Here is a 19522-nt window from a genome sequence, read left to right as displayed (position 1 = left end):
AAGCAACGTCTTGCAGGGTCGCGGTTGTGCTGGACACACTTTCCGCACCCTGCTGCTTCGTACGTGACGCTTTCTATGACACGCTCCGGGTTGCAAAAATGTACACTGGGAGTCCGGCCTGAAGTGCCACTAATGGAACGACAGTCACGAAGATCCAGAGGAGATACTGAGGCGTGAAGACACCAGATGTAAACGCGTCATGGATATATCGCGGCCCAAGATAGACCAGAGCACAGATCAAAACGTACCACCCACTACTGGCTGCAGCGCCCCCTTTCGGAGTGTCGATTCGTTTCTGGAGGGCATACAACCCTAGAAGGGTAAGCGATGCGAGCACGATCGAAACGACCGCATCAACAGGCCTGCTCCCGAATTGCGGGCCAATATTGCCCTGCATAATAGTTTGGTACTGCTGGCGTGTAGATAGTTGCTACGCGATCTCCTGTTTTCACTCGAGGTTACTGGACAGATAGGAGAACGGCCCGTCTGCTTGTCAGTGTCCGTTTACACGCCCCCGAATGTAGTCGTAATTGCCCGATGCGGAGTCAACGTTTGCGTTCCCCGCCCATTTTGTCAACACGTCCGTCCAGTCGTCCGACACTTCTTCGCGCGTCTCTGACACTCGCCAGTTGACATCACAGCCGATTCCGACCCATTCGCAGCCTTGATTGTGGTCCGCCGGGTCTCTATGGCCCGCACCGATAACCGCCAGATTATCAACACCGGACAGGTCGTACGCTCGGACGTGATACTGAGTTGGTACCACAGTCGGTGTAATATTCTGTTTTATATGTTCATCCTGCGCCTTGACGGTAGATTCGTCCTCGAGGATGTATTTATCACCGGACGGCCATGGCGATTTCCAGCCGACATTCTGCATCGCTGCCTGTATGTCCGATGCATCGTTTCCAGTATCCCACGCGACATTGATCGGTGCTGTTCGCTCGGCGAGGTCATCCGGATCGGACGGGTCGTCTCCATTGTACGTGTACTTCGAACACTCCGCAGCAAGCAGCGGATTCGATTCCGCCTGCGGGGAGACGGAATCGTCGGCTAACATTGCATCCCGCGCCCGCATCTCCTGAGCGTAGTGTTGCTCGACAGTCCCCAAAATCGTTGTATCTTTGTATTTAATTACGTCCGGATTATCCTGCCGGGCTATCTCTAATCCGGTCCCCTCAAGAGCACTATCGACATCGGTCTGTTCCGAAAGCTGACCTTCAATCGCTTGTTCATCGACCGTCATTTCGTCGCTCCCGAGGTCAACTGTACTGCCTGGCTCGACAGCAGGATTAGAACTACCGGACTCGGTGTTCGTCGTAACAACGCCGTCTCGCACTTCGACTGAGATCGGGTTCGTGTCTTCGATCTCGAATTTCTCTTCGCGAATAAATCCACCGTCCGTTGGAATCCGACGAATGGTACGCGTTCCGCTGGCCAGAACGGGACGACTCACACCGTTCGTTCCCTGAACTGGCGTTGCTCCGAGCGATATGGTACCGCCGATCGCAGCAGTTCCGAATATTTGTAGCACTCTGCGACGAGTTGGATTTTTATTGTCCATATACTGAGTTTATATACTATCTATTATAAGAATTATCCCTGCCCCGTATCCTGTTCTAATTCTTATGAATTGCGGATGGGATCATGTGCACAACCAGATTCGATAATATATAAGAAATCTAAAATGTGGTCGTTATCGGAGAGAACACGTGGAAAACGAACCCGGAATCCGAGTAAGGGATCCGGCTTTTGTTCCTCTCCTCGAGACCAACGTCGGCATCCTCGAGATCGACGAGGACGGTACGGTCCGGGACGACCCCCGCATTTGCGAGGTCGATGTCGGTTACGAGCGCGTGGCCGAGACGCTGGGCGTCAGCCAGGTCTCACTCGAGGAACCGGGCGACGACGAAGGCCCGGAAACGTATCGGGATCGAATACAGTCACGGAGAAACGACCTCGTCTTTATCCGACAGACCGTGGTCGGTCCGGTATCGATGGCACCCCGACGACGGACCGTATTGGCGGCGGTATCGACGGCGATGGCGTCGGCAGCGGCCGGTTGCGCCGACCCGCTCGCCGACGCGACGGAGGAAGACGGACACGACCCGGCGACCCACCGCGACGCGGCGACGGCGTTCGTCGAAGACCTCGCGGCCGATCGGTTCGACGCGGCCAGTGAGCGATTCGTCGCGGCCGAACGGGAGCGACGCGGCGATCCCGGCCGCCTCGAGCGGCTCTGGATGGGATACGGCGCGGTGGGCGGAGCGTTCGAGGAAATCGTCGAGACGGCCGTGACGACTGGAACCGACGTTACCGCCGTTGACGTGACGCTTGCCTTCGCTGGCGGACATCACGAGTGTCGCATCGTCGTCGACGACCGATCCCGCCTCGTCGACTGCGGCGTCGCTGACCAGTACGAGCGGCCGTCGTACGTCGACTCGAGCGCGATCGCCACCGAGGACGTCACCCTCGCGGTCGATGGCTGTTCGCTCCCGGGAACCGTCACGACGCCCGCCGACGGCGACGACGTTCCCGGCGTCGTCTTCGTCCACGATTCCGGACCGGTGACCCGGAACGCCGCTCGAGGCGGGACGCAGCTGTTCACCGATCTGGCCGAGGGCCTCGCGACGCGAGGCATCGCGAGCCTTCGGTACGACAAGCGGCTACCCGTGTGCGAAGTCGACCCTGGTGACTACACGCTCGATCACGTCACCGTCGACGACGCGGTGCGGGCGATCGACACGCTCCGGGCGGCCGAGAGCGTCGATCCGGACCGGGTCGTCGTCGTCGGCCATGGACTCGGCGGTCGAGCGGCACCGAGAATCGCCGCACGCGACGGGGCGGTGGCGGGCATCGTCGGCCTCGCAGCGCCGGCACGTCCGTACCACGAACTGACGCTGGCCCAACTCGAGCACAAGGTCTCCGTCGGCGACCACGAGTGGACGGACCTGGCGGACGTTTACGAGACCTGGACCGACGAGATCGAACGGGTTCGTGCGGGAGAGTACGGGTCGACCGAAACGCTGCTCGGCAAACCGGGCGCGTTCTGGGACGGCCTTACAGCGTACGACCACCTCGGGACTGCGGCGGGCATCGACGCGCCGCGCTTGTTCCTGCAAGGGACCCGTGACTTTCAGGTCAGCGCGGCCGACGACCTCGAGCGGTGGCGATCCGAACTCGAGGGGGCGGACGCGACGTTCGAGACGTACGACGGGCTCGATCACCTGCTCATGCCGGGCGAGGGACCGTCGGTGGAGTTCGCGTACGCCGTTCGGAACACGGTCGCCGAGGGAGTCGTCGCCGATCTCGCGGACTGGATCGACGGGCGCTGACGGAACCGGGGGTCGTGGGACGCGACACGACCGAGGATTCATACGCCGGTCGCCCAACCCACGTCGTATGGAGACGACTCGTATCTTGCAGGTCGACGCGTTCACCGACGAGCCACACACCGGGAACCCGGCCGGCGTCGTCCCGGACGCGGACGGCCTCTCGAGCGACCAGATGCAGGCGATCGCCGCGGAGATGGCCGTCAGCGAGACCGCCTTCCTGCGGTCGAGCGAAACCGCCGACCGCCGGGTCAAATACTTCACGCCGACACAAGAGGTGGATCTCTGTGGCCACGCTACGATCGGCACCGTCGCCCATCTCTACGACGAGGGCCTCGAGACCGAGACGATGACCCTCGAGACGAACGTCGGTCGGCTCGAAATCGACGTGGACGAGGACGGGACGGTCTGGATGACACAGGACGAGCCGTCGATTCGCGAGGTCGACGTCGGCTACGGCCGCGTGGCCGACGCGCTCGGTGTCGACCGGGCCGCGCTCGAGGGCGCGAGCGACGACATTCCGCTCGCCGTGGCCTCGACCGGCCTCCCGTTCCTGATCGTCCCGATCACGTACCTCTCCGACGTCGGCGACGCCGAACCGGACTTTGCCGCGGTCGAGGCGTTGACGAACGCCGTCGACGCGACGGGGATCTACCTGTTCACGTTCGACGCGCTCGAGGCCGAGTCGACGGTCCACGGGCGGATGTTCGCACCGGGAGCCGGCGTTCCGGAGGACCCCGTCACCGGCACCGCGGGCGGGGCCGTCAGCGCGTACCTCGATCGCTTCGGCGCGTTCGACGGCGATCTGCCAGCGGAACTCCGACTCGAGCAGGGTCACTACGTCGACCGGCCGGGAATCGTTCGCGTTCGCCTCGGAGACGCCGTCCGTGTCGGCGGCCGCGGCGTGACCGTCCTCGACGGCTCGATGGCCGTCCCCGAGGCCGACGAGGACGAAATCCTCGAGGCCTGACCGCGCGGCTGGAGTCGGGGTCCGGGAGACCCCCGCCGATCGTATCCGTCGGCGCGTGATTTACTCAGGTCCGAGTTTCGGCTGGGAGCGCCCGTTCGCAACCTTCTTTATTCGTTCCACTGAGGGACTCTCTAGAGATGGCTGTACTCTGGCTGGACGAGATCAGTGCCGGCGACCTCGAGCAGGTCGGCGGTAAAGGTGCCTCCCTCGGTGAGTTGACGGGCGCGGGGCTGCCCGTTCCACCGGGATTCGTCGTAACCGCCGGGACCTACCGATCGTTTATCGAAGAAGCCGAAATCGACGAGGAACTGTTCGCGGCCGTCGACATCGACGTCGACGACTCCAGTGCGCTGGCCGACGCCGCCGATCGCGCACAGGAACTCATCCTCGAGACCCCTTTCCCCGACGAGTTACGCGACGAGATCCTCGAGAGCTACGGCGAGGTCGGCGACGGCGAGGCGTTCGTCGCGGTTCGGTCGTCGGCGACGGCCGAGGACCTGCCCGACGCCTCCTTCGCGGGCCAGCAAGAAACGTTCCTCAACGTCACCGAAGAGGACTTGCTCGACCGCGTCCGGGAGTGCTGGGCCTCGCTGTTCACCCAGCGGGCGATCTACTACCGCCAGGAACAGGGCTTCGATCACTCCGCGGTAAACATCGCGGTCGTCGTCCAGCAGATGGTCGACGCCGAGAAATCGGGCGTGATGTTCACGAGCCACCCCTCGACGGGCGACCCGACGATGATCATCGAGGCCGCGTGGGGCCTGGGCGAAGCCGTCGTTTCCGGCGCAGTCTCGCCGGACAACTACGTTATCGACCGCACGGACCGCTCGATGGACGTGACCGTCGCCGAGAAGAAAGTCAAACACGAGAAAGACGAGGCGACCGGTCGGACCGTCGAGCGCGAGGTTTCCGAGGACAAGCGCACCCAGCGGGTCATCTCCGACGACGAGATCGACTCCCTCATGGACCTCGGTGAGCGCGTCGAGGACCACTACGACGAGCCCCAAGACGTCGAATGGGCCATCGTCGGGGGCGACGTCTACATGCTCCAGTCCCGACCGATCACGACGATCGACGAGGACGGCAGCGACGCCGCGACCGGCAGCGTCGACCCCACGAAGGGCCTGACCGACGGCAGCGGGAGCGTCCAGGCCGCCGAGAGCACCAGCAGCGCCGGCACCGCCGACGCAGGTAGCTCCGGCGAGGTCATCGTCGACGGCCTCGGCTCGAGCCCGGGGACGGTCAGCGGCCCCGCGAAAATCGTCACCAAACTCGACGATCTGGCCAAGGTCGGCGAGGGCGACATCATCGTCACCGAGATGACGATGCCCGATATGGTACCCGCGATGAAACGGGCGTCGGGGATCATCACCGACGAGGGCGGCATGACCAGCCACGCCGCCATCGTTTCCCGCGAACTCGGCGTCCCGGCCATCGTCGGGACGACCAACGCGACGACGGTTCTGGAGGACGGCCAGGTCGTCACTCTCGACGGCGACAAAGGCTCCGTACTCGAGGGCTCGGCCGTCGAACCCGAAGAGGAGACCGAACCCGTCGAGGAGGTCCGTCCGCAGTCGCCGGTCAAGCCGATGACCGCCACCGAGGTCAAGGTCAACGTCTCGATCCCGGAGGCAGCCGAACGTGCGGCCGCGACCGGTGCCGACGGCGTCGGCCTGCTGCGGACCGAACACATGATCCTCTCGCTGAACCAGACGCCCGAGAAGTTCATCGCCGAGAACGGCGTCGACGACTACATCTCGGAGCTCGTCGACGGCATTCGCGGCGTCGCAGACGAGTTCTACCCGCGCCCCGTCCGCGTCCGCACCCTCGACGCCCCGAGCGACGAGTTCCGACAGCTCGAGGGCGGCGAGGACGAACCCGAAGAGCACAACCCGATGCTCGGCTATCGCGGCATTCGACGGTCGCTCGACCGGACGGACGTCTTCGCCCACGAACTCGAGGCGTTCCACCGGCTCTACGAGATGGGCTATGACAACGTCGAGATCATGTTCCCGCTGGTCAACGACGCCGAGGACATCTATCGGGCCAAAAGCTGCATGAAGGAGGCCGGCATCGATCCCGAGAAGCGAAAGTGGGGGGCGATGATCGAGACGCCCGCATCCGCGCTGTCGGTCGAGGAGATGGCCGAGGCGGGCATCGACTTCGCCTCCTTCGGGACCAACGACCTGACCCAGTACACGCTCGCGGTCGACCGCAACAACGAACACGTCGCCGACCGCTTCGACGAACTCCATCCGGCCGTCCTGCGCCTGATCGGTGACGTCATCGAGACCTGCCGCGAACACGACGTCGAGACGAGTATCTGCGGGCAGGCCGGCTCCAAGCCCGAAATGGTTCGGTTCCTCGTCAACGAGGGCATTAGCTCCATTTCGGCGAACATCGACGCCGTCCGCGACGTCCAACACGAGGTCAAACGCGTCGAACAGAAACTCCTGCTCGATTCCGTCAGATAAGCAACTCCAACCGGTTGCGTTTTCTCCGCCGTCCATCGACCGCCTCGAGCAGTGAGTGCCGTCCCGCTCCGACGGGTCTCACCGTCGCCTCGCGTTGGAGACTCCCTGGAGCGGCGACCGACGGTTCACTCCGTGGGGAAAGGCCCATGATGTGGGCACGCGTCGATTGACGTATGAGCGACCGCTCGGACGAGGTCACCGAGAGCCGAGACCCTCCCGCTACCGACGACCTTTTAGAGGAAACGGACCGCTTGCTCTCGGACGCGGGCACCGACGCCGGCGACGCACCGCCCGAGTCCGCCGGCGCGTCAGCGCCGTCCGTCGACGCCGATCCCCTGGATTCCCACGCCGATTTCGATCGCGGACCGACCGGTACGCCCGCCGACGACGATCCGGCCGATGGGTCCGAGAGCGACTCATCGCGCTCGTGGCTCGCCCCGCTTACCGCACGGCTCTCGCTCGGGCGGTACTTCTCGCCGAAGGAGTACATCGCGCTCGTGGGCGTGCTCAGCGCCGGCTTGCTGGCCGGCGCGACCGCGCTGCCGTTCGCCGGCCGTCCGATCGGGATGTTTACCGCCGCCTTCGCGGTCGGGCTCCTCGCGTCGAAGCGGCGCTACCTCGAGATGGGGGTTGCCGGCGTCTCGGTCGGCGGCATCGCGGCGATCCTCAGCAACGCCGTCATCGCCGCCATCGGCTCCGGACAGACGCTGGTCGCCGTCGGCGCGACGGTCGGCCTCCTCGCGTCCGTCGTCGGCTACTACTTCGGTCGCGATCTCCGCGCCGGACTCTCGCAGGATATCGATTGAACCGTCCTCAGCCGTTCGTCGTCAGTTCCCAGCCCCGTTCGGTCCGACGCACGACCCCGTTATCGGCCATTACCTCGAGCAATTCGGCGACGACTTCGCGGGGAGCGTCGATATCGTCGCTCAGTTCGTCGACCGATTTCGGTTTGGCACGGATGCTCGCGAGCAGGTCGGCGTAGATCCGGCTTTCCGGCCCGGCACCGATGGATTCGGAGATGTCATCGAGTACGTCACAGAGCCGCCCCTGGACCCAGCGCTGGGCCAAGGAGAGTTCGTTCTCGAGTCGCTCGAGGTCCTCCAGAGCGACGAGCAGGTCGTCGAGGTCGTCGGCGTCGTCCCAGGCGACATCGAGCGAGAGGTGTCGGCAGGTGGTGATATCGAAGCTGTTGTTCGCCGGATAGGCGCTCTTGCTCGCGAAGCCATAGGGTGAGACGGTCACCTCGAGACGGACGTTCCGAGCGATATGGAAGTACTTTCGCCGCTGGTCGTCGACGCGACTTTCGATCAGTCCCGCTTCCTCGAGTTTTCGGAGGTGCTCGATAACCGCCTTGGGACTCACGCCGAGGTATTCCGAAATTTCGGTCACGTAACAAGGTTTGCGGGCGAGCAACCGAAGGATTCGTCTTCGGTTTTCGTTCCCAAGTAAATCCAACAACGCGGCGGAGTCCATCGAGAGAGGGTTAGTGATCGCCGCTGAAAAGCGTGTCTGCTCACCGTACTGTCGGGAGACCCGATTCGGCGGGGCCGTTACCGCGACCCACGGCCGGTATCGGTCCCCCCGCTAGCGCCGCCCGTCCCACCGCCGGAACCGGCCGTCCGATCGCCGCCCTGTGGGCCGGACCCGGCGGACGACGGTCCCGTCGATCCCCCGTCGTCGTTGCCAGCGGAGTGGCCGTTCCCGGACCCGGTATCGGCTCCGGCTGAGTCGCTGCCTTGGGACCCAGCGCCGTCTCCGCTCGACCCGACGTTTCCGTTGTCGTCCCCGTTCGATCCCGGCGCAGCGTTTCCGGGGCCGGTTCCGTCATCCCCTGTCGCGCGGTTTGCGGTTCCGTCTCCGTTCGATTCGCCGTTCTCCGAGCCGGCCCCTGTATCCCCGCTCTTTCCGGGGACATCGTCACCGTGTGGGGAGCCGGGCTCCGTCCCCTCACCGGTTGCGGCTTCGGTAGGGGTGCCTGCTCCGTTACCGGGCGTCCGATCACTGCTTGAGCCTCCCTTGTCGGCGGGTGGTCCACGGTCGTCCGGCGGTCCCGCTCCGACACCGGGGGCCTCGTCGGAGTCGGACAGCCCGCGAGCGACCGCCGCGACGTCCGGCCCGGCCTCCGCGGAGGCGTTTTCTCGGAGCCGTGTCGCGTTCTCCCGAAGCTCCGCGAGATCGCTTTCGTCGATACTGCCGTCGGCGACGGTAGTGTTTGTTCGCTCGATCGAGCGCTCGAGGCTGGCGATTTCGACGGTTAATCTCGCCAGTCTGGATCGATAAGCGCCGCGTGAAAGCCCCGCGCGCTGCTCCCGGAGCTCGGCGCGTTCGGCCTCGAGCGACCGCAGTTGCGATTCGAGTTCGGTCGTCCGGTCGCCGACGATGGCTGCCCGACTCTCGTTGTCCGCGGTTTCGTACGCCGCTTCGAACATCCCGGTCTCGACCGTTTCCTTCGTCTCAGCCGCGGTCGCCTGCAGCAGCGTTCCGACGGATGCGTTCGTCGATGCCGTCCCGGAGTGGTCGGCGTGGAGAGCGTGGCTCCCCGTCAACGAACCCACGGCTGCGGCGCTTGCAAGCGGCGCGGCCGTGAATCCGACGACGACGGCCGCGAGGAGGGCGACCGACCGAGTGGTTGTCATCGGCTCTATCGTTGGCCGGTACATAGTAAAAAGACGGACCTTCGTTCGGACCGTTTACTCGGATCGGTACGTCGCCGAGAGGTGATTTGAGCGTTCAAGGCGGCAGGAACTCGCGTCATTGTCGCTCGATGAGGGCCAACGCTGCCGGCCGCGTCTGCCCGGCCGTTGCTCACCGTTCGGACCGTTTCACTCGCCCGAGAACGGATCAATCACGAGCTACGACACGTGGGGAACGAAACCCGGCCAGTCCGGGGGCGACCGTCCGATAGCTCGACGCCGAGGACTGGCCATTCCGGCCCGTCTCGAGAACCGAGAGAACGGTCTGATAGCGCGACTGTTTAAACGTATTCGCAAACAGTTATGTCTGTTGAGACCATGGTATTAGTTAGCATGTTCGAGGTGTTTTCCCGAAGTTATTATCTCGGACGTCTCTACGTGACCCCCACCGACGGGGAGCACGCACTCATGCACAGCGAGCAACACGAGCGGATCAACGAGGAAGTGTACGCGACCGGCGACGGACTCGAGCGCCTCGATACGCCGCTCGTGATGAAGTTCGAGACCCGACACTTCCCGGTCCACGGGGCGGCCGACGTCCCGACAAACACGCTCGCGGTGCCCGAATCGATGCTCGAGGAAACCGACGTTCGAAACCCCCCGTCGCTTCGGGAGGTGTTTCTCGCCCGCCGAGACCGGGCCCGGCAGTTGCTCGAACTCGCCGGCGGCTGGCAGGCATCGGGTGACGGCGGCTCGGCCGACGACCTGCGAAACGCCGGAACCTAGAAGTACGCTCGCTTCCCGTGTTCGGCCGGATGCTCGACGAGTTGCTTGGCCGTGCATCGCTCAGGGACCGAATCGACGAACTCGAGGACGAAAACGAGCGGTTACGGAAACGCTACGAGGCCGAGTCCGACCGCCGGGCCGAGGCCGCCACCGCGAGGCAGAACGCCGAGGAGCGGCTCAATCGACTCGAGGATCGGATCGCCCAGCTCGAGGGCGAACTCGAACGGGTCGACGAGGCGGAGAGCGGGCCATCCGTCAGGCACCGCGACCAACTCCGAGGGACCCGTCTCGAGGCAGTGTTCGACCGCCTCACGTCGTTTCGAACGGGACCGGAAGGTGCGCTGACCGTCGGCGTGGACGACGACGGGGTCGCGGAGCCCGTCCGAGCGGAACTGGAACCCGTCCTCGGCGAGCGACTCGCCCTCGTCGACGACGGCGGCCCCTGCCTGTGCTGCGTCGACGACGCCGGCCTGCTCGCCGTGACCCTCGAGCCGCCGGTCGTCCCCGAGCTCGATGCGACCTGGCGAGACCGATTCGCCCTCGAGCGCGAGTGGTTCTTGCCGACCGGTCGCCACGCGGTCGCACTCGTCCGGACCGATCTGTTCGCCCTCGGCGTCTACGAGGGCGACGAGCGCGTCGACTACCGCGGCTTCGAGAGCGATGTCAAGGGGAACCACTCCAAGGGCGGGTTCTCCCAGGCCCGCTTCGAACGGATTCGGGACGGGCAGATCGACGATCACCTCGAGCGGTGTGCGGAGGCCCTCGCCGCGTACGAACCCGGCGGTGAGGCCGCCGACACGCCGCTTTATATGGTCGGCCAGCGCGGCATCGTCGACGCGCTCGCTGCGGAAGCGGGGCTCGAACCGGCCGCGACGGCCGCCGTCGACGCGACCGGCGATCCGGAGCCGGCGCTCGAGGACGCCGTTCACTCGTTCTGGACGACGGAGCTACGGGTGTTGTGAGCCGCTCCCGATCGATCGTCAGTAACTGTCGCCGTCGGTAAAACAGCGGCCGCACCGGTTCACGTCGCCGTCGGTAGCGGTCTGTTCGACGGGAACCAGCCGGAGATGATCGTGTGAGACGTGCGAAGTCGCGCCACAGGTGGTCTGAAAGTCCGACTGGCCGGATTCGTACTTGTGAAGCTTGTCCGTCGCCTCGTTCAGGACGCCATCCATGACGGTTGATACCACTGCACTATGTATAATAGCATCGTCCGTTGCACAGTACGGGTCGGAGCGAAACCGGATCTGACTCGCTCCGGGGAACGGCTGCAACCGGCCCGAGTTTCGATTACCGCCGGGTTCGTGACCGGTGATCCGCCTCGGTGACCCGGTTCGCCACCTCGCCGATCGTCGCGAACGCGACTGTCCGAGCGGAGCGCGGTGTGGGTCGCGCGATCAGTCCCGGTCGACGCTCGGATGCATCGTCGGTTCCTCGTCGAGCGGTTCGCCGAACGCCTCGCACATCGTCTCCCGGGCTCGCTCGTCGCGTCGCCGTCGTTCCTCGTCGTCGATCTCCTCGCATCCCGGCGGGACCTCGCGGTCGCGGCCGGTAAAATACCCCTCCGGGACGACCCAGTCCTGATAGAAGGGCACATCGGCGTCGTAGAGGAGCGCGAGGGCGGCTTTCGCCCCGTGGCCGGCCGCGACGACCGCCTGGTGGGGTTCGTCCGCGATCCGACCCGCAGCGTAGACGCCGTCGACGGCCGTCCGGCCACCCTCGTCGACGCTCACGAAGTGTTTGCTACCCCGCTGCATCCGACCCACGTCCAGCGGTTCGAGGAAGTCGCTGGTCGGCCACGAGGCGGCGATGACGCGACGCGCTTCGAGGGGCTCGCCGCCCTCCGTCTCGAGGACGAACCCCTCCTCGAGCGCCCCTTCGGTGACCGACTCGGCGCGGGTCACGCGTCCGAGTTCGAATTCGGCACCCGCCGCTTGTGCCTGCTCGCGGGTCAGCCGGAGGTGCCGGCGGGCGTCGACCCCGTCCGGGAAGCCGGGGAAGTTCTCGAGGCTGGCGTTGCGCGCGAGGATGGACTCCCCGCCGTCGATGACGAGGGTATCCAATCCCCCGCGTGCGGTGAAAATCGATGCGGTGAGACCGGCGACGCCCCCGCCGACGATGCAGACATCTCGCATGGCTCCCGGTTGACGGCCTCGAGTATAGAAGGTTGCCGTTCGCCCCATCGGCCGATGGAACGGCGCGGCTCGTATCGGCGGCCGAATCGGGCGACGACGATCGAAACGGCCCCTCAGCCGGTGACCGCTTCGCCCGCGTCCGACGCCACCGTGTCGTCTCTGACCCAGAGGTCGCCGAACAGTTCGTCCTGCTCGAGGGTGACTCGGCCGCGATGGGCCAGAAAGAGCAGCGCGAGGTAGGTCATCACACGGGAGCCGCCGACCGCGTCGATCTCGGCGTACAGCACCTCATCGCGCCCGTTCTCGTAGTGGGCCTCGAGTTCGGTTTCGACGTCGTCGATGACCGCTTCGATGTCCTCCTCGTGGGTCGTGTGCGTGACGTCGTCGCTGGTCGGTTCGTCGTCGACCCGGAAGTCGTCGCCGGAGTGGTAGTGCAGTTCCTGCACACCCCGGTCGTACCCCTTCGGCGAGTCGCTCGTATCGTAGCTCCGGGACTCCTTCCACCACGTGTCGCGTTCGGCGCTGCGGAGTTCGCGGACCAGTTCGTCCAGGGTTTCGGGCTTCCCCCGGGCGTGCTTGCGCTCGAGGCGGCGTTCCATTTCGTTCTCGAGGGTCTCGATGGGATCGAACCCGGGCGGGTGCGCCCGGTCGTCACCTGCCGCGTCTACCGGCCCGTCATCGGCGAAGGGCGCTTCCCAGGGCGGGAGGTCGTCCTCGTCCGGGTCGTCGGTCGCGAACAACTCGTCGCTTTTCATCCGCAGGAGGACGCTCGCGTAGAACAGTGCGCGCCCGGACGTTCGGAGGTCGGCGTCCTCGATCGCCGCGAGAAACGTGTCCGTAACGTCGACGATGTCGATGTCCCACGGATCGATCTCGCCGTCCTTCGCGAGTTGCACGAGCAGTTCGACGGGTTCGACTGCGTCCTCGTTCTCGGCACCGTCGTCGCCCCCGGCCGTGTCTCCTTCCGTGAACTCGAGCACCGAATCGCCGGACCCGCCTGTCCGCTCCTCGTCGCCGCCCGCGCTCGCGTCCGCCGGCGACTCGAGAACGGACCCCGGCGGCGACTCGCTCGGCCGCTCGCGATCGTCGTGACCGGTGATATCGAGGGGGATGTCATCGCCGCCGTCGGGTCGCAGTTCGCTCTTACCGGGCCGTGGCTCGCTTCCCTGCGGATCACGTTGCTCCTCGCTAGTCATCAGCCGGTACCTCCCCACTACTCAGATCGATCCCGGTCACCGCGCTCACGTTGTCCTGTTGCATCGTCACGCCGATCGCCCGTTCGGAGCGATCGAGCATCGCCGAGCGGTGGGAGACGACGACGAACTGGGCGTCCCCGGCCAGTTCCTCGACCATCTCGCCGACCCGCTCGGCATTGACGGCGTCGAGGAAGGCGTCGATCTCGTCCAGCGCGTAGAACGGGGCCGGATTGTGCCGCTGGATCGCGAAGATGAACGCCAGCGCGGTCAGCGACTTCTCCCCGCCGGACATCGCGTCCAGGCGCTGAATCGGCTTGTCACCCGGCTGTGCCTTCATCGTCAGCCCGCCGTCGAACGGGTCGGCCTCGTTCTCCAAGTGCAGCGAGCCGGTCCCCTCCGAGAGCTTCTCGAAAATCTCGGTGAAGTGGGCGGCGATCGCGTCGTAGGCGTCCATGAACGTCTGCTTCTTCTGGGTTTCGTACTGCTCGATCCGGTCTCGGATACCGTCGGCCTCCTCGACCAACGTCTCCCGCCCCGCCTCGAGATCGTCGAGATCGCTGCGGACCTCGTCGTACTCGTCGATCGCGAGCATGTTGACCGGCTCCATCGACGCCATGTCCGTCTGCAGGTAGTCGATCATGTCGAGGACGGTCTCGTGGTCAGGGACGTCTTCGGGATCGTAGTCGCCGACCTCCGATTCGAGGGCTTCGATCTCCCACTCGAGGTTGCCCGCACGTTCGCGTGCGTCCTCGAGTTTGCTTTCGATGGCGTTGACGCGATCCTGTTGCTGGTCGCGTTTCGTCCGCGCATCGGCGAGTTCCGCCTTGAGATCGCTTCGTTCCGCTTTCAACTCGGTGAGCTCCTCTTCCAGCTCCGCAACGGCCTCGTGCTTGTCCTCGAGCGTCTCGCGCTTGTCCTCGATCTTCGCCTCGTACTCCGCGATTCGCTCCTCGTGGTCGGCCTTGCGGTTCTGGGCGGCCTCGATGTCGTCGTGGAGATCCTCGATGGCGTCCGCCGCGTACTCCGCCTCGAGGCTCAACTCGTTGAGTTCGGCGTCGAGTTCCTGAATCCGATCCTCGCGCTCGTCGATCTCGGCCGTCAGCGCCTCGATCTGGTCGGTGAGTTCTGGGATCTTCGAGTCCGCGAGTTCCGTCTCGAGGTCGTCGATTTCGGCCTCGAGTTCCTCGACCGTCGCCGTCTTGGCGTCGATCTCCGCTGAAATCTCGTTCATCCGCTCGTCGACGGACTCTCGTTCATCGCGGAGGTCGTCGAGGTCGTCCGCTAGGTCCTCGATCTCGGCCTCGATGGCCTCGCGCTCGTCGTCGAGTCCCGCCAGTTCGGCCTCGATCGAGCGAACCTCGTCGGCCGCGTCGTTCTTGCGGTCGCGGGCGTCGTCGAGCCGCTCCTCGACGCCGCGCAGGTCCTCGCGGAGGGACTCGCGTTCCTCCTGCAGCTCCGTGATCTGTTTGGCGACGCGCTCGAGTTGGCCCTCGCCGCCGCCGGTAAAGGAGTACCGCGAACCGCCGCCGGAACCGCCGGTCATCGCGCCGCTTTTCTCCACGAGGTCGCCGTCGAGGGTGACCATCCGGTAGTCGCCCATGTACGAGCGGGCGGTTTCGATGTCCTCGACGACCAAGGTGTCCCCGAGCACGTAGGAGAAGACCCCGGCGTACTCGCTGTCGAAGTCGACGAGGTTGTACGCGAAGCCGACCACGCCCGGATCGCTCGGCGCGTTCGGCAGCCGGCGCTGGCTCATGTCCGTCAGCGGGAGGAACGTCGCCCGGCCCGCGTTTCGGGACTTGAGGTGATCGATACACTGCTGGCCGATGATGTCGTCGTCGACGACGACGTTCGCCAGCCGGCCGCCCGCGGCGGTCTCACAGGCGGTCGCGTACTCGCCGGGGACGGTCCCCAGTTGCGCGACCGCACCGTGCACGCCGTCGAGTCCCGCATTGAGGATCGTCGTCACCGCGCGACCGAACGAGGAGTCACCGCTCTCGCCGGCGTTGGCCTCGAGTTCGGCGTACTCCTGTTGTTTCGCCTGAATCTCGTCGTCGAGATCGTCGACGTCGGACTGCAACCGGCGCTTCTCGGTTTTCAGGTCGTCGACGACATCGGTGATGTTCTCGCGGTTCCGTTCGGCCTTCTCGAGTTCCCGCTCGAGGTCGCCTCGCTGGCTCTCGATTTCGGGGATTTTCTCGCGCCTGTCCTCGATCGTCGTCTCTTTCTCGCTGATCGCGTTCGAGCGGCGGCGGGCCTCGTCAAGGAGGCGATCCTGTTCGCGCTGGAGGTCGTTCCGCTCGGTCTTGGCCTCCTCTAATTCGTCTTTGCGCTCCGCGAGGGCCGCCTTGAGTTCGTCGAACTCGGTGTCGACGGCCTCGATTTCGGCTTCGAGGTCGGCGCGCTCTTGCTCCCGGTCTTGAATCTCGCTTTTGATCGAGGCTTTCTCGAGTTTGTGCTCGCGCATCTCGTCTTCGAGGTCGTCGATCGTCTCCTGCTTGCGGTCGATCTGGACGAACGCCTCGCGGCGCTCGGCCTCGGCGTCCTCGATCTGCCCCTCGCTGGCCTCGATCCTGTCCTCGAGCCGAGAAATGTCGCCTTTGAGCTCCTCGATTTCGCTTTTGATCCGGAGCTGTTCGTCCTCGCCCTTGCGCTCGATCTCGGCGTTCAAATCCTCGAGATCCTCCTGCAGGCGGACGACTTTGCCCTCACGCTCGTCGAGTTCGCGCTGGAAGTCCGCGAGTTCGTCTTCGAGGTCGTCGACCTCGTCCTCGACGGCCTCGAGTTCGGTGCGTTTCTCCTCGAGTTCGCTGGCCTTCTTGTAGCTCTCGTACTCCTCTTTTTCGCGTCGCAGCCGGCGGTAGCGCATTGCGTCCCGGCGTTCGTCCGCGAGCTGATCGAGCCGGTCGCGTTTCTCCTCGATGCGGAGTTCGGCCTCGTCGATCCGTTCCTGGACCGTCTCGAGTTCCTCGAAGGCGTCTTCCTTTTTCGCGTCGAACTCCGCGACGCCCGCGATTTCGTCGATGATCTCCCGGCGGGCGTGGGGCGTCATGTTGATGATCTCGGTAACGTCGCCCTGCATGACGACGTTGTACCCTTCCGGCGTGATCCCGGCCTGTGCTAACAGGTCCTGAATGTCCGAGAGGTTGACCGACCGGTCGTTCAGATAGTAGTAGGAGTAGTAATTGTCCTCGGTCTCCTTGACCCGGCGACGGATGCGAATCTCGTCGACGTCGCCGACGTCGTCGCTCCCCGCGGCGTTGACGACCTGCGAGCGATCGAGGGTCCCTTCGGAATTGTCGAGGATCACCTCGACGGTCGCCTCGCGGGGGCCGCTCGAGGTGTCGGCACCCTCGTGGCCGGGGTTGTAGATGAGGTCGGTCAGTTTCTCGGCACGAATCCCGCGGGTCCGAGCCAGCCCGAGCGCGAAGAGGACGGCGTCGATAATATTGGACTTCCCGGAGCCGTTCGGACCCGTTACGACGGTGAAATCCTCGTAGAACGGGATCTTCGTCTTTCGGCCGAAGCTCTTGAAATCGTCGAGAACGATCGCCTTGATATACATCTTGTTGCGAGACCTCCGTATAGCCACCAGCCGTCGGTCGACGGTGGTACCCACGCCGCGGTTCCCCGCACACGGCGTCGGCAGCAGTTACGCAACGATGATGTCGTCGCTACCTGAGTCTTCCGCTTCATCGCCGACGGTGTCGTCCTCGTCTTCGGCATCGGCCGCCGCTTCGGCGACTTCGTCGGGTTCGGCCTCCGGGGTGTCGTCCTCGTCGACCGTCGTCGTTCCCGTCTCCTCGGCCCGCCGTTCGGGGACGCGTGTCGGCGTCTCGGTATCGAGCTCCGCCTCGAGCACGCGGATTCGCTCCTTCGCCTCGATGAGTTCGTCCGTCAGGCCCTCTACCGTCGACTCGAGTTCCGCAACCGTCGATTCGAGCTGCTCGACGCGATTGTTCGACATATCCCCTAGGGGTCGGTCTGGACACATAAACGTACGTCAGACTAGTGTTAGATATATTATTATAGTGGGCCGGCGCGGTATGCAGTTCGCTCGAGACGGCCGCGGGGTCGGAATTTCTGAACGGGGTCACACGGCCGGGCCGTCGGAGTAGCATCACCGCGAGTCGGTCGCCACCGCCGGTAGCGTCAGCGAAAACGTCGACCCAACTCCCGGCTCGGAGTCGACCCGGATTTCGCCGCCGTGACGTTCGATGATCCGCTGACAAAGCGCGAGGCCGATTCCGATCCCCGAGTAGTTTTCCCGGCTGTGGAGGCACTGAAAGACCTCGAACACGCGGTCCTGATCGTCGGATTCGATCCCGATACCCTCGTCGTGGACCGAAATCAGCCACTCCGACCCTCGGCGCTCGGCATCGACGGAAATCCGCGGCGGCGCGCCGTCGGTGTACTCGATAGCGTTCGAAAGCAGGTTCTGAAACACCTGTCGCAACTGGCTCGCGTCGCCCTCGACGCGGGGGAGGTCCGCGATTTCGATGTCGGTGTTGGCCTCCTCGATCCGGAGACGGAGGTCAGCCACCACGCTCTCGAGAACCGACTCGAGTTCGCGTTTCGTCCGGCGGACATCGGCATCGGCGAGCACGAGCGAGACGCGTTCGCCGAGGAGGTCGTCGCGTGTATATCCGGTCGTCTCAACGATGACGTCGTTGACGGCGACGAACCGCCCATCGGCATCGAGCTGGTAGAGCCCGTCGTCGATCGCGTTGACGAGCGTTCGATACCGGTGGAGCGCAACGTCGTCGGCATCCTCCCAGAATGTCTCGTCGTCCGCGTCCGCTCGAGTACTCATAGCCGTCCGATAGCTGTCGAACGCGAAAAAGCCATCCGGCGCTCGCGGGTCGTGTCTCGGTCACTCGGAACGGTCAGCAGCGGTGTCCAACGGGGATCGCTCCCCGCGTTGGAGGGGCGACCTGTTGTTTGATGATGGTCTGTCTCGTACCTCCGGGTATCAATGCCCGGAACTAGCCCCAGTCTCGCGGACATCGACGAGATCGCCCACGAGCCCGGCCAGGAGTTCGTCGAATCGACCAACGTCTGGCAGTTCATGCAGGAGTACGGGATCGACGACTACGAGGAACTCATCGCACGGACGACGACCGACCTCGAGGACGAACCCGACAGCGGCGTGGACTGGTTCTGGGACGAACTGGTGGACTACCTCGGGATCGAGTTCGACGAGGCCTACGACGAGGTCCGGGACGACAGCGAGGGGCCGCAGTTCACCGACTGGTACCCCGGCGGCGAACTCAACATCGCCCACAACGTCGTCGACCGCCACGCGGCCGTCGACGCGGAGCGCCGAAACACGGTCGCCACGATCTGGGAGGGAGAACACGGCGATGTTCGGGAAATAACGTACCACGAACTCCACCGCCAGTCGAATCGAGTCGCGAACGCGCTCGAGGAGCGCGGCGTCGGCACGGGCGATACCGTCGGCCTCTACATGCCGATGGTCCCGGAAGTCGTCTCGATCCTCTACGGCTGTTTCAAGGTCGGCGCGATCGCGGTCCCGATCTTCTCCGGCTTCGGGGTAGACGCGGCCGCCACCCGGATCGCGGACGCGGAGCCGACCGTGCTCTTTACCGGCGACGGCTTCTACCGCCGCGGCGATCCGGTCTTCCTCAAGTCCGCGGCCGACGAGGCCATCGCGGCGGCCGGCCACGTCGAACACACGATCGTCTTCGACCGGCTCGGCTCGAGCAGCGGGGCGCGAAGCGTCTCGGAGAGGCGAGCGGGACCCGGCGGGTCCCGCGAGCGGACGAACGAACACGAGATTCCGTGGACCGACGACCGCGACGAATGGTGGGCCGATGCCGTCGGGGCGGCCGACGACGAGTACGAGACGAAATCCCTGGCCTCGGACCAGGAGTCGATGCTGCTGTACTCGTCGGGCACCACCGGCAAGCCGAAGGGAATCGTCCACACCCACGCCGGCGCACTCGTTCAGCCCGCCAAGGAGGTCCACTTCGGGA

General features: G+C 64.9%; 16 protein-coding genes. 7 read left to right on the top strand and 9 right to left on the bottom strand.

The window, feature by feature from the left end:
- Nucleotides 1-493: 493 nt before the first annotated feature.
- Entirely contained in the window at nucleotides 494-1564 is a 1071-nt protein-coding gene (locus C487_RS13320; RefSeq protein WP_241431092.1) for a hypothetical protein, read from the bottom strand.
- A 148-nt stretch (nucleotides 1565-1712) separates the two neighbouring features.
- On the opposite strand from C487_RS13320, the gene C487_RS13315 reads away from it, so the two are divergent.
- The 4 genes from C487_RS13315 (at nucleotide 1713) to C487_RS13300 (ending at nucleotide 7582) form a co-directional block, all read left to right on the top strand.
- Nucleotides 1713-3335, top strand: coding sequence for an alpha/beta hydrolase family protein (locus C487_RS13315; protein ID WP_006186313.1), 1623 nt, complete (start codon nucleotides 1713-1715; stop codon nucleotides 3333-3335).
- A gap of 67 nt (nucleotides 3336-3402) precedes the next feature.
- Nucleotides 3403-4302: a PhzF family phenazine biosynthesis protein gene (locus C487_RS13310; RefSeq protein ID WP_006186312.1), complete on the top strand. Its 900-nt coding sequence runs from the start codon at nucleotides 3403-3405 to the stop codon at nucleotides 4300-4302.
- Nucleotides 4303-4439: 137 nt separating this feature from the next.
- Entirely contained in the window at nucleotides 4440-6776 is a 2337-nt protein-coding gene (gene ppsA, locus C487_RS13305) for a phosphoenolpyruvate synthase (protein ID WP_006186311.1), read from the top strand.
- Nucleotides 6777-6949: 173 nt separating this feature from the next.
- Nucleotides 6950-7582, top strand: coding sequence for a hypothetical protein (locus tag C487_RS13300; protein ID WP_006186310.1), 633 nt, complete (start codon nucleotides 6950-6952; stop codon nucleotides 7580-7582).
- Nucleotides 7583-7589: 7 nt separating this feature from the next.
- Here C487_RS13300 and C487_RS13295 read toward each other — a convergent pair whose 3' ends face one another.
- Nucleotides 7590-8249 (bottom strand): ArsR/SmtB family transcription factor, encoded by a 660-nt coding sequence (locus C487_RS13295; protein WP_049908149.1) that lies wholly within the window; start codon nucleotides 8247-8249, stop codon nucleotides 7590-7592.
- A 77-nt stretch (nucleotides 8250-8326) separates the two neighbouring features.
- The gene (locus tag C487_RS13290; RefSeq protein ID WP_006186308.1) at nucleotides 8327-9412 is read right to left on the bottom strand and encodes a hypothetical protein; all 1086 of its coding nucleotides are present in this window, start codon (nucleotides 9410-9412) and stop codon (nucleotides 8327-8329) included.
- 390 nt (nucleotides 9413-9802) lie between these two features.
- On the opposite strand from C487_RS13290, the gene C487_RS13285 reads away from it, so the two are divergent.
- On the top strand, nucleotides 9803-10195 hold the full coding sequence (locus tag C487_RS13285) for a DUF5802 family protein (RefSeq protein ID WP_006186307.1): 393 nt from the start codon (nucleotides 9803-9805) through the stop codon (nucleotides 10193-10195).
- A gap of 29 nt (nucleotides 10196-10224) precedes the next feature.
- The gene (locus C487_RS13280) at nucleotides 10225-11157 is read left to right on the top strand and encodes a Vms1/Ankzf1 family peptidyl-tRNA hydrolase (RefSeq protein WP_006186305.1); all 933 of its coding nucleotides are present in this window, start codon (nucleotides 10225-10227) and stop codon (nucleotides 11155-11157) included.
- A gap of 18 nt (nucleotides 11158-11175) precedes the next feature.
- Here the strand turns inward: C487_RS13280 and C487_RS13275 are convergent, their stop codons facing one another.
- From C487_RS13275 to C487_RS13250, 6 genes are all read right to left on the bottom strand, one after another.
- On the bottom strand, nucleotides 11176-11370 hold the full coding sequence (locus C487_RS13275) for a hypothetical protein (protein ID WP_006186304.1): 195 nt from the start codon (nucleotides 11368-11370) through the stop codon (nucleotides 11176-11178).
- Nucleotides 11371-11592: 222 nt separating this feature from the next.
- Nucleotides 11593-12330, bottom strand: a complete 738-nt coding sequence (locus C487_RS13270) for an NAD(P)/FAD-dependent oxidoreductase (RefSeq protein ID WP_006186303.1) — start codon at nucleotides 12328-12330, stop codon at nucleotides 11593-11595.
- Nucleotides 12331-12443: 113 nt separating this feature from the next.
- Nucleotides 12444-13526, bottom strand: coding sequence for a segregation and condensation protein A (locus tag C487_RS13265; protein ID WP_006186302.1), 1083 nt, complete (start codon nucleotides 13524-13526; stop codon nucleotides 12444-12446).
- The gene (smc, locus tag C487_RS13260) at nucleotides 13519-17091 is read right to left on the bottom strand and encodes a chromosome segregation protein SMC (RefSeq protein WP_006186301.1); all 3573 of its coding nucleotides are present in this window, start codon (nucleotides 17089-17091) and stop codon (nucleotides 13519-13521) included. The genes C487_RS13265 and smc overlap by 8 nt, the downstream gene beginning before the upstream one ends.
- Before the next feature lie 87 nt (nucleotides 17092-17178).
- A complete protein-coding gene (locus tag C487_RS13255; RefSeq protein ID WP_006186300.1) occupies nucleotides 17179-17493 on the bottom strand; it encodes a DUF7518 family protein in 315 nt (104 codons plus the stop codon).
- 153 nt (nucleotides 17494-17646) lie between these two features.
- On the bottom strand, nucleotides 17647-18339 hold the full coding sequence (locus C487_RS13250) for a PAS domain-containing protein (protein WP_006186299.1): 693 nt from the start codon (nucleotides 18337-18339) through the stop codon (nucleotides 17647-17649).
- Between the two features lie 162 nt (nucleotides 18340-18501).
- Here C487_RS13250 and C487_RS13245 point away from each other — a divergent pair.
- A partial coding sequence (locus C487_RS13245; protein ID WP_006186298.1) for an AMP-binding protein occupies nucleotides 18502-19522 on the top strand: 1021 nt, incomplete at its 3' end.

Origin of the sequence: Natrinema pallidum DSM 3751 (assembly GCF_000337615.1) — an archaeon.
GTDB lineage: Archaea > Halobacteriota > Halobacteria > Halobacteriales > Natrialbaceae > Natrinema > Natrinema pallidum.
The sequence above is the reverse complement of the archived record's forward strand: the minus strand, read 5'-3'. Positions and strand labels throughout refer to the sequence as shown.

Bases quoted from the DNA above. Each gene is read 5' to 3' on its own strand.
- C487_RS13320 (WP_241431092.1), bottom strand. From the start codon at position 1,564: ATGGACAATAAAAATCCAACTCGTCGCAGAGTGCTACAAATATTCGGA.
- C487_RS13310 (WP_006186312.1), top strand. From the start codon at position 3,403: ATGGAGACGACTCGTATCTTGCAGGTCGACGCGTTCACCGACGAGCCA.
- ppsA (WP_006186311.1), top strand. From the start codon at position 4,440: ATGGCTGTACTCTGGCTGGACGAGATCAGTGCCGGCGACCTCGAGCAG.
- C487_RS13300 (WP_006186310.1), top strand. From the start codon at position 6,950: ATGAGCGACCGCTCGGACGAGGTCACCGAGAGCCGAGACCCTCCCGCT.
- C487_RS13295 (WP_049908149.1), bottom strand. From the start codon at position 8,249: ATGGACTCCGCCGCGTTGTTGGATTTACTTGGGAACGAAAACCGAAGA.
- C487_RS13290 (WP_006186308.1), bottom strand. From the start codon at position 9,412: ATGACAACCACTCGGTCGGTCGCCCTCCTCGCGGCCGTCGTCGTCGGA.
- C487_RS13285 (WP_006186307.1), top strand. From the start codon at position 9,803: ATGTTCGAGGTGTTTTCCCGAAGTTATTATCTCGGACGTCTCTACGTG.
- C487_RS13280 (WP_006186305.1), top strand. From the start codon at position 10,225: ATGCTCGACGAGTTGCTTGGCCGTGCATCGCTCAGGGACCGAATCGAC.
- C487_RS13275 (WP_006186304.1), bottom strand. From the start codon at position 11,370: ATGGATGGCGTCCTGAACGAGGCGACGGACAAGCTTCACAAGTACGAA.
- C487_RS13270 (WP_006186303.1), bottom strand. From the start codon at position 12,330: ATGCGAGATGTCTGCATCGTCGGCGGGGGCGTCGCCGGTCTCACCGCA.
- C487_RS13265 (WP_006186302.1), bottom strand. From the start codon at position 13,526: ATGACTAGCGAGGAGCAACGTGATCCGCAGGGAAGCGAGCCACGGCCC.
- smc (WP_006186301.1), bottom strand. From the start codon at position 17,091: ATGTATATCAAGGCGATCGTTCTCGACGATTTCAAGAGCTTCGGCCGA.
- C487_RS13255 (WP_006186300.1), bottom strand. From the start codon at position 17,493: ATGTCGAACAATCGCGTCGAGCAGCTCGAATCGACGGTTGCGGAACTC.
- C487_RS13250 (WP_006186299.1), bottom strand. From the start codon at position 18,339: ATGAGTACTCGAGCGGACGCGGACGACGAGACATTCTGGGAGGATGCC.